Raw genomic sequence first — 12,550 nt, forward strand, 5'->3', positions numbered from 1 at the left:
GACAGGTCGCGTCCGCGCACCGTGCCGGTGGCGTCCAGAGTGCGGTATCGCATGTCGTCCTCTCGGTCGGGTTGCGAAACTGATCTTCGCACCTGCTCAGGGCACGTGCACCCGGAGGCTTTACGGGCACCCACCCGGCGTCGTCACGGGCGATGATGGATCGGTGAGCGAGCCCGTCATCGACACCGAGCGCCCGCCGGCCCGGTCGTCCACACCGACCGAGCTGCCGCAGCCCGGTCCGCGTACGCGGGGGCCGTGGCTGGTGGCCGCCGCGACCAGCGTGACGCTGCTGCTCCTCGCGGGTCGCTACGGCTATCACCGCGACGAGCTGTACTTCCTGCTCTGCGGTCGGCACCTCGACTGGGGTTACGTCGACCAGGGCCCACTGGTCCCCGCGCTGGCCCGCCTGCTCGACGAGATCGCGCCGGGCAACCTGGTGGTCCTACGGACGCCGTCGGCGCTGCTGGCCGGGGGCGCGGTCCTGCTGGTCGCCGCCATCGCCCGGGAGCTGGGTGGCGGCCGGGGCGGGCAGAGCTTCGCGGCGGTGCTCGCCGCGATCTCCGGCATCGTGCTCGCCAGCGGGCACCTGCTCAGCACCACGACCGTCGACCTGCTGGTCTGGCTCGGCGTGGCGTGGTGCGCGGTGCGACTGCTGCGCACCGGCGACACCCGGTGGGCGCTCCCGCTCGGGCTGGTGCTCGGCGTGGGCATGCTCAACAAGCTGTTGCCGGCGCTGCTGGCCGTGGGCCTGCTCGCCGGGGTGCTGATCGCGGGGCCGCGTCGGCTGCTGCGCGACCGGCGGGTGCTCGCCGCCGCCGCGACCGCCCTGGTGCTGGCCGCGCCGAACCTGATCTGGCAGGCGGCGCACGGATTCCCGCAGCTCGGCGTGGCCGCGTCCATCTCCGACGGGGGCAGCTCCTACAGCGGCCGCCTCGACGCGTTCACCCTCCAGTTCCTCATCATCAGCCCGTACGCCGTACCGATCTGGATCGCGGGTCTCGTCGCGTTGCTGCGCCGGCCGGCGTGGCGGTCGTACCGGGCGGTGGGTTGGGCCTGGATTGTCGTGTTCGGTGTGGTCCTGGTGGCCGGCGGCAAGGGCTACTACGACGCTCCCCTGCTGTTGGCGCTCGTCGCGGCGGGCGCGGTGGTCACCGCCGCCTGGGCGTCGCGCGGCCGGTCGTGGCTGCGGCGGGGGGTGCTCGCGGCCGGCGCGGTGCCGTTCCTGCTGCCCAGCATCGTGCTGCTGTTGCCCGTGCTGCCGGCCGACCGGCTGCCCGCCTTCGTGGTCGACGTGAACTACGACGCCGGTGAGACCATCGGCTGGCCGGCGTTCGCCGACTCACTCGCCACCGTCCACCGTGGCCTGCCGGAGTCCGATCGCGCGCGGGCGGTCGTGCTCACCGCCAACTACGGCGAGGCCGGGGCGGTCGCGCGCTACGGACCGGCACGGGGGCTGCCCCGGGCGTACTCCGGCCACAACAGCATGCTGGACTTCGGACGCCCGCCCGCCGACGCGGACGTGGTCATCGCGGTCGGCTGGGAGCGCCCCGACGCGCTGAACGGCTGGTTCGAGCAGTGTGTGCTGGCCGGGCGGGTGGACCAGCGGGTCGAGGTGGCCAACGACGAGAACGGCGGCCCGATCCACGTGTGCCGGGGGCTGCGACGTCCGTGGGCCGAGATCTGGGACACCGAGGTACGCCGCGCCGGCTGAGCCACGTCACGCCCGCCGAGCGCTCAGCCGGCGGGGTCGCCGGTGAGCCAGGCGCGGACGGTGGCCAGGGCCTCGGGGCCGGAGTCGACGTCCACGTCGCGGGCGAGGTCGGCGATCGTGATGCCGGCCAGGGCGTCACGCCACGCCGCCTCGGCGGTCCACATGGCGCGGGCGATCGGGCACGCGCCGGTGCAGTCGCCGGGTGGGGTGGCCAGCGGCCCGCGCTGGCGGATCTCGGTGCACACGAAGGCCGGGCCGGGCCCGTCGACGGCGTGGACCACGTCCAGCACGCTGATCGACTCCGGCGCGCGGGTCAGCGCGTAGCCACCGGACTTGCCCTGCACGGAGTGGATGAGCCCCGCGCGGGCCAGCGACTGGAGCTGTTTGGCGAGGTAGCTGCCGGAGACGTCGTGCAGCTCCGCGAGCCGGGCGGCCGGGACCGGCCGGCTGCTGGTGGTGAGCACGACACAGCAGTGCAGCGCCCACTCGACACCGCCGGACATCTTCATCGCCTCACCCTAACCACCCCTGATACTCGGATCCTTCTTATCCGAGTATAGTTCTCGGACATAAGAGGTCCGAGTTTGCCGGCGCCGCTGGGGTGCCGGGACGAACGGGACACGGAAGGTGGAACGGACATGAAGATCGCTGTGATGGGCGGAACGGGCCTGATCGGCTCCCAGGTCGTCCAGATCCTGCGCACGGCCGGGCACGACGCGTTCGGGCACTCGCAGTCGACCGGAGTCGACCTCCTCACCGGGCAGGGCCTCCCCGAGGCGCTCAAGGACGTTGACGTCGTCGTCAACCTCACCAACTCGCCGACCTTCGACGAGGCCTCCCCCGCGTTCTTCCAGACCACCATGGACAACCTCCTGACCGCCGCTGAGAAGGCCGGCGTCGGACACGCCGTGGTCCTGTCGATCGTCGGCGTCGACCAGGTGCCCGACCTGGCCTACTACCGCGCGAAGGTGCTCCAGGAGGACATCCTCAAGGCCAGCGGAGTGCCGTACTCGATCGTCCGCGCCACCCAGTTCTTCGAGTTCATCGACGCGGTCATCTCCTGGACCGCCGACGAGACCGGCGTACGCCTGCCCAGCACCCCCGTCCAGCCGATGGCCGCGGCCGACGTGGCCCAGGCCGTCGCCGACGTGAGCGTGGGCGCGCCCCTTCAGGGCATCCGCAACGTCGCCGGCCCCGACGTGTTCGGGCTCGACGAGCTGGGCCGGATCACCCTCGCCGCGCGCGGCGACCAGCGGACCGTCACCACCGACGACACCGCCGGCATGTTCGCGGCGGCCCCCGGCGACGTGCTCACCGGCAAGCAGGACGCCGTTCTCGCGCCCACCTCGTACCGGGAGTGGCTGGCGCGCTGACCTGCGCCTGGGCGTCCCGGGACGCGGGGCGTCCGCCGCTCGTGCGGACTAGGCTCTGGCCATGGTCACGGCGGGTCTCCTCCTGGCGGCCGGCGCCGGCCGACGGCTCGGCCAACCCAAGGCCCTCCTGCCCTACCGTGGCCGCCTGCTCGTGGAGCACGCCGCCGACCTCCTCACCGCCGCCGGCTGCCGACCGGTGCTGGTGGTGCTCGGCGCGCAGGCCGACCAGATCCGCGCCCGCACCCGGCTGCCCGAGGTGGTGGTGAACGACGACTGGGCCTCGGGCATGGGCTCGTCGCTTCGGGCCGGGCTGGACTCCCTGGCGTCCAGCCCGGCCGCCGCCGTCGTGGTCACCCTGGTCGACCAGCCCGACCTGACCCCCGAGGCGGTACGCCGCGTCGCCCGCGACGCCACCGCCGAATCCCTCGCCATGGCCACCTACCGCGACGGGCGACGCGGACATCCGGTGCTGCTCGGGCGCGACCACTGGCCCGGAGTCGCCGAGGCGGCGACCGGCGACCGGGGCGCCCGCGACTACCTCCGAGCCCACGCGACAGCCGTACAACTGGTGGACTGCGCCGACGTCGCCGACGACACCGACGTCGACCTGCCCGAGCACGCCGCCCGCCTCCGATAGGCTGACGCCGTGCTCAGCGAGGTCAAGGGGTTGTCCCGACACTTCACCGAGGCCAGTCTGCGCGACCATCTCCTGCGGCGTTCGGTACGGCAGGACGACGGCTGCCTCATCATCAGCGGGTACGGCACGCGGCGCGGCGTTCACCAGAAGGTCGCCGGCCGCGCCTGGGCGCACATCGCCGCGTACGTCGTCCTCGTCGGCGGGTACCGCCCCGATCTGGAGGTCGACCACCTCTGCCCGGCGAAGGACTGCATCGAGCCCACCCACCTGCGGCAGGTCAGCCGCGCCGAGAACTGCCGCACCCGGGTGCAGGGCCCGACCTGCCGCAACGGGCACGACCGTGAGATCGACGAGTCGACGGGTCGATACCGCCGGACGTGCCGCGCCTGCAACCGGGACAGCCAACGCCGGTGGCGCGAGCGCCAGGCCGCCGAGGTGAGCCAGGCCCGCTCGGCGTACCTGCCGAACTGACGCCGCGACCCCTCGGCGCGGTGCTGATTCGCGCCCTACGGCGAGCACCTCTGGGTCTGTGACACGGGCCTCGGTCAGCGGCAGCCGGCTCTACGAGGTTCCCGCCGGCGACTGACGCCCTCCGCGCACCACCGCCGCAGCGGGCCCCGGGACTCCGTCAAGGAGTCCCGGGGCCCGCTGCCGTGCCGTCCCAGCCCGTAGACGGCGGTCCTCGCGATCCGGATCCGAGAATGTCTCCGAATACAATGGAGAGACTTCTTGAGCGAATCTTGAATCGCCTGGTCAAGCCGGGAACGGCGACAGCGGGGGACGGTGTCGGTGAAGTTCAGGCTGCTCGGCGAGGTCGAGGCGGAGATCGACGGCGCATGGGTCGACCTGGGCCACGCTCGGCAACGCAGCGTCCTGGCGATCCTGCTCATCGAGGCGAATCGCGTCGTGCACGTCGACCAGTTCCTCGAACGCGTCTGGGCCGATAATCGTCCGCAGCGCGCCGTGAATTCGCTGTACAGCTACCTGTCCCGCCTGCGGTCCTGCCTGGCCGACGGTGCCGAGATCTCCCGCCGCTCGGGCGGCTACCTGCTCAGCGTGGACCCGGCCGCGGTGGATCTGCACCGGTTCCGCGACCTGGTCGCCGGGGCGCGCGCCGTGCCCGACGACGAGGCGGCGCTGGGGCGGTTCGACGAAGCCCTCGGCCTGTGGCGTGGCGAGCCCTTTCCCCGGCTGGACACCCCGTGGCTCAACGAGACGCGCGAGGCGCTCACCCAGGAGAGGCTGGCCGCCGAACGGGACCGCACGGACACCGCGCTCCGCCTGGGCCTGCACGCGTCCCTGCTACCGGACCTCCTGCGGGACGCGCCGGCCCATCCGCTGGACGAGCGCCTCGCCGGGCAACTCATGCGCGCCCTCTACCGCTGCGGTCGGCAGGCCGAGGCGCTGGAGCATTACGACCGGCTGCGCCGTGTCCTGGCCGACGAGACCGGCGTCGACCCCGGCCCCGATCTGCAAGCGCTGCACCTGGGCATCCTCAACGGCGACCCGACACTCGCCGCGCCGACGACCGGGACCGCCGCGACCCACCCGACGCCCCGGCAACTGCCGGCCCCACCGCCGTTGTTCACCGGCCGGGTCCGCGAACTGGCCACACTGTCCCGCCTCGTCGAGGATCAGACCAACGACGCGGACGCCGTCGCCGTCGCGGTCATCGGTGGCACCGGCGGCGTCGGCAAGACCTGGTTGGCCCTGCGCTGGGCGTACGACCACCTGGACCGCTTCCCCGACGGCCAGTTGTACGTCAACCTGCGCGGCTTCGACCCCGCCGCCGAGCCGGTGCCGCCACCGGTGGCCCTGCGCGGCCTCCTCGACGCCCTGGCCGTACCGCCCAAGGCGATCCCGACCGGCGTGGACGCGCAGGCGGCCCTCTACCGCACCCTGCTCGCGGGCCGGCGGATGCTGATCGTGCTGGACAACGCCCACGACACCGGGCAGGTCGCCAGCCTGCTACCCGGCAGTCCCACCTGCACCGTCCTGGTGACCAGCCGTCGCCGCCTGGGCGGCCTCGTGGCGCAGGGCGCGCAGGGCTTCACCCTGAACGTGCTCACCGACGACGAGGCCCACGACCTGCTGTCCCGCCGGTTCGGGCCGCGACTGCTCGCGGAGGAACCCGACAGCGTCGCCGCGCTGCTGGCCCGGTGCCACGGCCTGCCACTGGCCCTCAGCATCGTCGCGGCACGCGCGGCGATGCACCCCGGTCTCCCGCTGCGGGCGCTGGTCGAGGAGCTGTCCGAGGAGGCGACGCGGCTGGACGCCCTGACTACCGGCGACCTGAGCGCCGACCTGCGCGCGGTCTTCGCCTCCTCCACGCGCGCCCTGCAGCCGGAGGCGGCCCGGATGTTCCGGCTGCTCGGTCTGACTCCCGGCCCCCAGGTCGGCCTGGGGGCCGCGGCGAGCCTCAGCGGGCTCTCCCCGCGGCAGACCCGGCCGCTGCTGCACGACCTGCACGAGGCGCACCTGGTCCACCAACAGACGTCGACGCGGTACCGCCTGCACGATCTGGTCCGCCTGTACGCGGCCGAGCAGGTCGAGCGCGACGCCCCGGACCACCGGCAGGCCGCCCTCGTCCGCATGCTCGACCACTACCTGCACACCGCCCACGCGGCGGCCTGCCTGCTCGACCCGGCCCGCGAGCCGATCACGCTGCCGCCCGCCCAGCCCCAACTCACCCTCGATCCGGTGGCCGACCAGGCGCAGGCGCTGGCCTGGTTCCACACCGAACACGCCGTGCTGCTCGGCATCCTGCGGCAGTCCGCGCGCGACGGGCTCGACGCGTACACCTGGCAGTTGGCCTGGACGATGGAGAGTTACCTCGACGAGCAGGGGCACTGGCGTGACTGGACCGCGACGCAGCTCGCGGCGCTGCGGGCCGCGAGCCGGCTCGGTGAGCGGCACTGGCAGGCGTGCTCGCACCGCAGTCTGGGAGTGGCCCACACCCAGCTCGGAGAACTCGACGAGGCCCACCGGTACTACCAGGGGGCACTCGCGCTGTTCGAGGAGCTGGGCGACCCGGTCAGCCAGGCGCACACCCACCGTGGGCTCGGCTGGGCCTTCAACCAGCAGGACCGCTGGTCCGACGCGCTGCGCCACAACGAGCTGGCCCTTGGGCTCTACCGGCAGGCCGGGCACCGGGCCGGGGAGGCGATGGCCGTCAACAATGTCGGCTGGCTGCACACCCAGCTCAGCGACCACGGCGCGGCCGTGGCGTACTGCGAGCGGGCGGTCGAGCTCAACCAGGAGATCGGCGACCAGCACGCCGAGGCGGGCGCCTGGGACAGCCTCGGCTACGCGTACCACCACCTGGGCCGGCACGCCGAGGCCAACACCTGCTACCAGCGGGCCCTCAAGCTGGTCCGCAACTTCCGGGACCGGTACAACGAGGCGGAGATCCTGACGCATCTGGGGCAGAGCCACTCCGCCGCCGGCGAGGCGGAGCAGGCGCGCGATTTCCTGCGGCAGGCGGCCACGATCCTTCGCGAACTCGACCATCCGAATGCCGAGACGGTGGCCCAGGCGTTACGCGACCTCGACGGCTGACCGCCTCCACCACCTCGTCGAAGAGGAGAGTCAAGACTCCCTCAAGGGCCGCCCAAGCCGGCACGCCGACGCTTTCTGACGTCCACCTTCGTCAGTCAGAAAGCAGGAGAACCGATGAGACGGATCCGTATGGCGCTGGTCACGGCGGTCGCCCTCGCGGCGTCGACCCTCAGCGTGGCCAGCCCCGCGTACGCCGCGGGCGACACCCAGCTCGGCATCGACGTCGGCAACATCGCGTGGGAGCAGTACACGTCCACCAACGCCGACGTCCAGGCACGGCTGTCCGAGACCTCGACCGAAGACTGCAACTTCTACACCGGCTTCTGGGCCGACCCGGCCAACGACCGCAATGACGGCACCGCCTCCACCTACGGCAAGTGCGGCAAGACCACCAACGGCTACATGTACCGCGACGGCACCAAGGCCTGGGGGCCGGTGGCGTGGCGCAAGCGGCAATGGTGCGCGGACTTCGCGAAGTTCGCCTTCTACTGGGGCGGCGCGAAGTACACCGGGCTCACCGCGGCGGCGGGCAGCTTCCGGACGTACGGCATCAACAACGGCACCTGGCACGGGCGCGGCAGCGGCTACGTCCCGCGCAAGGGTGACGCGGCGGTCTACGACTGGGACGGCAACGGCAGCTACGACCACGTCGCCATCGTCACGTCGTACTACGACACCAGCACGGACGGCAACCACTACGTGGTCGGCGGCAACCAGTCCGACGGCGTGACCCACCCGCAGTACAGCAACTGGGCCTCGTCCATCGTCGGGTACGCCTCACCGGCCGCGAGGTAGACCGGGCAACGACATCGGCTCCGGGCCCTGCGGGTCCGGGGCCGGTGTCGAACGCCGACCAGCGCTCGGAGAGGGTAGCCGTGCAGCGCCGGGCGGCGGCCGGTGCGTCTTCCTAGTGGAGAGCACTGACGGGAGCGGGCGTGTCGTTCGAGGAATTCGTGGCGGGGTATGGCCGGTCGCTGGTGCGCCTGGCGTTCGTCCTGAGCGGCGATCGGCAGGTGGCTGAGGATCTGGCGCAGACCGTGCTGGCCGACGTGTACCGGCACTGGAAGCGGGTGCGCGCGGCGACAGACCCCGAGGCCTACGTACGCCGCATGCTGGTGAACGCGCATCTGAGTTGGCGTCGCCGGCGCTGGACGACGGAGCGGCCCACCGACCTGCGCCAGGAGACCGGCGCCACGGTGGCCGACCCGGCCGACGCGGTCGCCGCCCGGGACCAGATGCGGGTGCTGTTGAGCAGGCTCGCCCCGCGCGCCCGCACAGTGCTCGTCCTGCGCTACTACGCCGACCTGGACGACGCGGCGGTCGCCGCGGCCATGGGGGTCAGCGAGAGCTCCGTGCGGGCCACCGCCTCACGTGCCCTGGCGAGCCTGCGCGGACCCGCGGCCATCGACGCACAGAGGGAGACCCGATGAGCCAGTCGACCGAGCGCGAGTTGCGCGAGCTGTTCGCCGCCGACGCCCCCGACGCCCCCGACGAACTGGCCGTGGTCGCCGGGGCGGTGCGCAGGGTCCACCGCCGACGCCGGACCCTGATGCTGGCGGCGGCCACGACCACGGTGATCATCGCGGCGGCTGCGTACGGCGTCCACCGGCCGACCGCGACGCCGCAGGCACAGCCGCCGGTCACGTCATCGTCCGCACCGGTCACTCCGACGCCCGCGGCCGACCTGCCGGCCGGGGTCAAGCCCGGCGACCCGCTCGCCTTCGGCGCGGCGCAGTGCGTCAAGGCGTACGCACCAAAGACCCTCGCCGAGCAGGCCTTCGCCTTCGACGGCACCGTGACCGGCATCGGACCGGCCCGAACCGAACGCGGCGCGCATCCTCCGCTGGACCTGCGATCGGTGACGTTCCAGGTGCACACCTGGTTCCGGGGCGGATCCGGGGGCACCGCCGTGGTGGACATGTCGCCGCCCGCCGCCTCGGGCGGGACGGGCGATGCCACGTCCGAGGCTGGCCCGGCCTATCAGGTCGGCACCCGGTTGCTCGTGTCCGGCATGCCCCGCTGGGGCGGCGCGCCGCTCGCCGACCCGATCGCGTGGGGCTGTGGCTTCACCCGGTACTACAGCCCTTCGCTGGCGGCCGAGTGGGCCACCGCGACGAGATGAACGGCCGCCTATCAGGACGGTCCGTCCGTATGAGGTGGCATTGCGGCCGGGGCTGCCTACGCCGGCGAGGGGGCGCTGCGCCCCGGCACCACGAGAACGTGCACTTCTACGCACCTACTCGGTCGGCATCGACGGCGAACTCGCCCAGCTGGGCGATGACGGCTACCGCCCGCTGCGCCTGGACACCCCTGGCCACATATACCCCCTAGGGGTATATTCAGCGGGGTTGAAGGAGGCGAACATGACACACGAACATCACCACCACGAGGGCACGCCAACGCTGGTTGCGGCACACGAGAACGACGGGCGCCCCGCAGCGGCGGCGGGTTGGGCGGTCGCCGCGCAGGCGACACTGCACTGCTTGACAGGCTGCGCGATTGGCGAGGTGCTGGGCATGGTGATCGGTACCGCGTTCGGGTTGCACAATGCCGCCACGGTCGTGCTGTCGATCGTCCTGGCGTTCGTGTTCGGGTACGGGCTCACGATGCGCGGTGTGCTGCGCGCCGGCGTCGGGTTCCGCGCGGCGCTGACGGTCGCCCTGGCCGCCGACACCGTGTCGATCGCCATCATGGAACTGCTGGACAACGCGTTCATCGTCGCGGTGCCCGCGGCGATGGACGCCGGGCTGACCAGCGTGTTGTTCTGGGCGTCCCTCGTGGGTTCGCTGGTCGTGGCGTTTGTGCTGACCATCCCGGTGAACCGGTGGATGATCTCGCGGGGCAAGGGCCACGCCGTAGTGCACCAGTACCATCACGCGCACTGACACGACCGACCCGCGCGGCCGCACCCCAGCTCGGGTGCGGCCGCGGTTGCTGTCTACACCTGCCCGGTCTACGACCACCTCGACAAGCCCGGCTCGGGATCGGCCCATCACACCCGTCACCGGCCGTGCCGCGCGCGCCTGTGGCCTGGAAGCTGCGGGCGGCCCGGGGCGGCGACGGACCGCCGAAACAACAGCGTAAGTGCTTACGCATCTTAACTGTCATTATGGTGCGCGCGCGTTATGTCCCGTTTGTAGGCATGGATTAAAGGATTGTTGTTACCGGTAATTCGTTAATTGGTGCGACCCGGTCCCCCGGAGGGTTGCGAACGGTTTGCGGGCGTGTCGGCGCGGTCAGATGCTGCCACTGTGGCGCACGACTGCTTGTGGAGCGGTCAGGATCCGGTCGTTGCGGCGCGCTCGCGATTCGCACGGATCTCGTCGTGGTGGTCGGCGGCCCAGCCGATCAGCGAGGTGACGATCTCGTGTAGGCCGCGACCCAGCGGGGCGAGGGTGTACTCGACGCGCGGAGGGACCTCGGCGTAGGCGGTGCGGATGATCAGGCCGTCCTGCCCGAGCTGTCGAACATCAAGGCAGGCTTCGAGGACCACACCGGCGTCGACCAGGTCATCCGTGCCTCGTCCGGCATCGAATGGACCCTGGTCCGCGCCGTGACCCTGACCGACAAGCCCACCGGTGGCACCGTGCGGGCGGCCGAGGCCGGCACCGAAAAGCCCGGCGCACGGATCAACCGCGCCGACCTCGCCCGGTTCCTCGTCCAGACGATCGAGGACGACGCGTGGACCCGCAAAGCGCCCCTGGTCTGGAGCACCCCCGGCTGCCCCCTCCCGACCAACCTCTCGATCCCTGATCGCACATCCGCCAGCACACGCCCTAGGCTCAGGAGCCGGTATTGGGACAGCTCGGAGGCGTCATGGCGTTGCGGTTCGAGCATCGTCCGACCGACGCGGAGGCGGACATCGTCGACCGTGTCTGGCGCACCACCAGCGACGCCGAGGAGACGATGACGTCCGTGGCGCGTACGTGCTGCCACCTGATCGTCACGCGTTCGGCCGGGCGGCTCCTGGTCTCGCTACGCGGGCCCGAGACCAAGGCGACCACGGCACCGGTCCCGCCGGACGCCGAGTTCCTCGGGATCCGGTTGACGCTCGGCGCTGTCTTCCGGCCGCACCCCGCGACGTCGATCGTCGACAGCCACGTGTCCTTCCCGGTGACACGCTCGGGCCGGGTGGTCATCGGCGGCGAGGACTGGGAGACGCCGACGTACGAGAACGTCGAGCAGTTCGTCCGACGGCTGCGCGACTCGGGGCTGCTGGTTCCCTCACGCCTGACGGGAACCGAGGCCGACCGTCACGGGTCCACGCGCACCCACCAGCGGCAACACCGTGCCGTCACCGGACTGTCGCCGACCGCCGTGACGCAGATCGACCGCGCGAACGCCGCGGCCACCATGCTGCGCGACGGCCTCGACTGGCGCGCGGTCGTCTCGGTGCTGGGCTACTTCGACCAGGCTCACCTGGCACACGCGCTGCGGCGCTACGTCGGACACACCGCGCGAGGGCTGGGCGCCGGTGACGACCCGACGATGTCGTTCCTGTACAAGACCGATCCGCGACCCGGCAGCTAACCTCCGTCGGCCGGCCGCCGGAGGGCGGCGGCCCGACCCACCCGACGGAGGATAACCGTGCTGCTCAGCGTCAACGTCTTCGTGAGCCTCGACGGCGTCATGCAGGGACCGGGCGCCCCGGACGAGGACCGCTCGGACAGCTTCGACCGGGGCGGCTGGCTCGTCCCGCACATGTCCGCGCACACCAACGAGGTCGTCGAGGGCTGGTTCCGTACGGCCGACGCCTTCCTCTTCGGCCGCACGAGCTACGGCCTGCTCGGCGGCTACTGGCCGAAGGTCACCGCACCCGACGACCTGATCGCCGCCAAGCTCAACACCCTGCCCAAGTACGTCGTCAGCGAGACCCTGACCGACGAGGAGGCCGACTGGAGCCCGACGACGGTGTTGCGCACCGACATCCTCGACGAGGTCCGCCGGCTCAAGGACCGGCCGGGCGGGGAACTCCAGGTGCACGGCAGTTGGCGGCTCGTGCAGACGCTGCACGAGGCCGGACTCGTCGACCTCTACCGACTGCTGCAGTACCCGGTCGTCGTCGGCAGCGGCAAGCGCCTCTTTCCGGACGGGTCGACGCCCGCGACGTTCGCGGCCCCGCAGGACAGCGTCCGCGTGTTGCCCGGCGGCGTCGTCTCGTTGACCCTGACGCCGGCGACCCTCGGCGTCCTCTCGACGGGCGCCTACACGGTGGACGAGGGGCGCTCGGTGCCGGTGCTCGGCTGACACCGACGAGTGGCGCAGGTGGTG

At 72.0% G+C, this 12,550-nt stretch carries 14 protein-coding genes; 12 read left to right on the top strand and 2 right to left on the bottom strand.

Annotation, left to right across the window (positions count from 1 at the left end; genetic code table 11):
* Window positions 1-163 precede the first annotated feature (163 nt).
* Window positions 164-1,711, top strand: a complete 1,548-nt coding sequence (locus ACQP03_RS17290) for an ArnT family glycosyltransferase (RefSeq protein WP_433461108.1) — start codon at window positions 164-166, stop codon at window positions 1,709-1,711.
* A 23-nt stretch (window positions 1,712-1,734) separates the two neighbouring features.
* On the opposite strand, the gene ACQP03_RS17295 is transcribed toward ACQP03_RS17290, so the two are convergent.
* Window positions 1,735-2,220, bottom strand: coding sequence for an RrF2 family transcriptional regulator (locus tag ACQP03_RS17295; RefSeq protein ID WP_357395003.1), 486 nt, complete (start codon window positions 2,218-2,220; stop codon window positions 1,735-1,737).
* 129 nt (window positions 2,221-2,349) lie between these two features.
* Between ACQP03_RS17295 and ACQP03_RS17300 the strand changes: the two genes are divergently transcribed.
* From ACQP03_RS17300 to ACQP03_RS17335, 8 genes are all read left to right on the top strand, one after another.
* Window positions 2,350-3,084, top strand: coding sequence for an SDR family oxidoreductase (locus ACQP03_RS17300; protein WP_357118624.1), 735 nt, complete (start codon window positions 2,350-2,352; stop codon window positions 3,082-3,084).
* Window positions 3,085-3,145: 61 nt separating this feature from the next.
* Window positions 3,146-3,721 carry a nucleotidyltransferase family protein gene (locus ACQP03_RS17305; RefSeq protein WP_357395006.1) on the top strand — a complete coding sequence of 192 codons (576 nt, stop codon included), beginning with the start codon at window positions 3,146-3,148 and terminating at the stop codon, window positions 3,719-3,721.
* Window positions 3,722-3,730: 9 nt separating this feature from the next.
* Complete coding sequence (locus ACQP03_RS17310) at window positions 3,731-4,192, top strand: HNH endonuclease (protein ID WP_357395009.1); 462 nt, start codon at window positions 3,731-3,733, stop codon at window positions 4,190-4,192.
* Window positions 4,193-4,510: 318 nt separating this feature from the next.
* Window positions 4,511-7,279 carry an AfsR/SARP family transcriptional regulator gene (locus ACQP03_RS17315; protein ID WP_357394331.1) on the top strand — a complete coding sequence of 923 codons (2,769 nt, stop codon included), beginning with the start codon at window positions 4,511-4,513 and terminating at the stop codon, window positions 7,277-7,279.
* A 114-nt stretch (window positions 7,280-7,393) separates the two neighbouring features.
* A complete protein-coding gene (locus ACQP03_RS17320) occupies window positions 7,394-8,074 on the top strand; it encodes a CHAP domain-containing protein (protein WP_357118612.1) in 681 nt (226 codons plus the stop codon).
* A 140-nt stretch (window positions 8,075-8,214) separates the two neighbouring features.
* Entirely contained in the window at window positions 8,215-8,709 is a 495-nt protein-coding gene (locus tag ACQP03_RS17325) for a SigE family RNA polymerase sigma factor (RefSeq protein WP_357118609.1), read from the top strand.
* Window positions 8,706-9,401, top strand: coding sequence for a hypothetical protein (locus ACQP03_RS17330; RefSeq protein WP_357118606.1), 696 nt, complete (start codon window positions 8,706-8,708; stop codon window positions 9,399-9,401). Before ACQP03_RS17325 ends, ACQP03_RS17330 begins: the two co-directional genes overlap by 4 nt.
* A 241-nt stretch (window positions 9,402-9,642) precedes the next feature.
* Window positions 9,643-10,164: a DUF4396 domain-containing protein gene (locus ACQP03_RS17335; protein WP_357421720.1), complete on the top strand. Its 522-nt coding sequence runs from the start codon at window positions 9,643-9,645 to the stop codon at window positions 10,162-10,164.
* Between the two features lie 392 nt (window positions 10,165-10,556).
* On the opposite strand, the gene ACQP03_RS17340 is transcribed toward ACQP03_RS17335, so the two are convergent.
* Window positions 10,557-10,772 carry a winged helix-turn-helix transcriptional regulator gene (locus ACQP03_RS17340; protein WP_357118600.1) on the bottom strand — a complete coding sequence of 72 codons (216 nt, stop codon included), beginning with the start codon at window positions 10,770-10,772 and terminating at the stop codon, window positions 10,557-10,559.
* 18 nt (window positions 10,773-10,790) lie between these two features.
* Between ACQP03_RS17340 and ACQP03_RS17345 the strand changes: the two genes are divergently transcribed.
* The 3 genes from ACQP03_RS17345 to ACQP03_RS17355 are packed head-to-tail and all read left to right on the top strand — an operon-like array spanning window position 10,791 to window position 12,526.
* Window positions 10,791-11,189 (top strand): NAD(P)H-binding protein, encoded by a 399-nt coding sequence (locus tag ACQP03_RS17345; RefSeq protein ID WP_433461178.1) that lies wholly within the window; start codon window positions 10,791-10,793, stop codon window positions 11,187-11,189.
* On the top strand, window positions 11,096-11,809 hold the full coding sequence (locus tag ACQP03_RS17350) for an AraC family transcriptional regulator (RefSeq protein ID WP_433461110.1): 714 nt from the start codon (window positions 11,096-11,098) through the stop codon (window positions 11,807-11,809). The genes ACQP03_RS17345 and ACQP03_RS17350 overlap by 94 nt, the downstream gene beginning before the upstream one ends.
* 57 nt (window positions 11,810-11,866) lie before the next feature.
* Complete coding sequence (locus ACQP03_RS17355; protein WP_357118596.1) at window positions 11,867-12,526, top strand: dihydrofolate reductase family protein; 660 nt, start codon at window positions 11,867-11,869, stop codon at window positions 12,524-12,526.
* Window positions 12,527-12,550 lie beyond the last annotated feature (24 nt).

Origin of the sequence: Micromonospora sp. CA-248212 (assembly GCF_050948405.1) — a bacterium.
Classification (GTDB): domain Bacteria; phylum Actinomycetota; class Actinomycetes; order Mycobacteriales; family Micromonosporaceae; genus Micromonospora.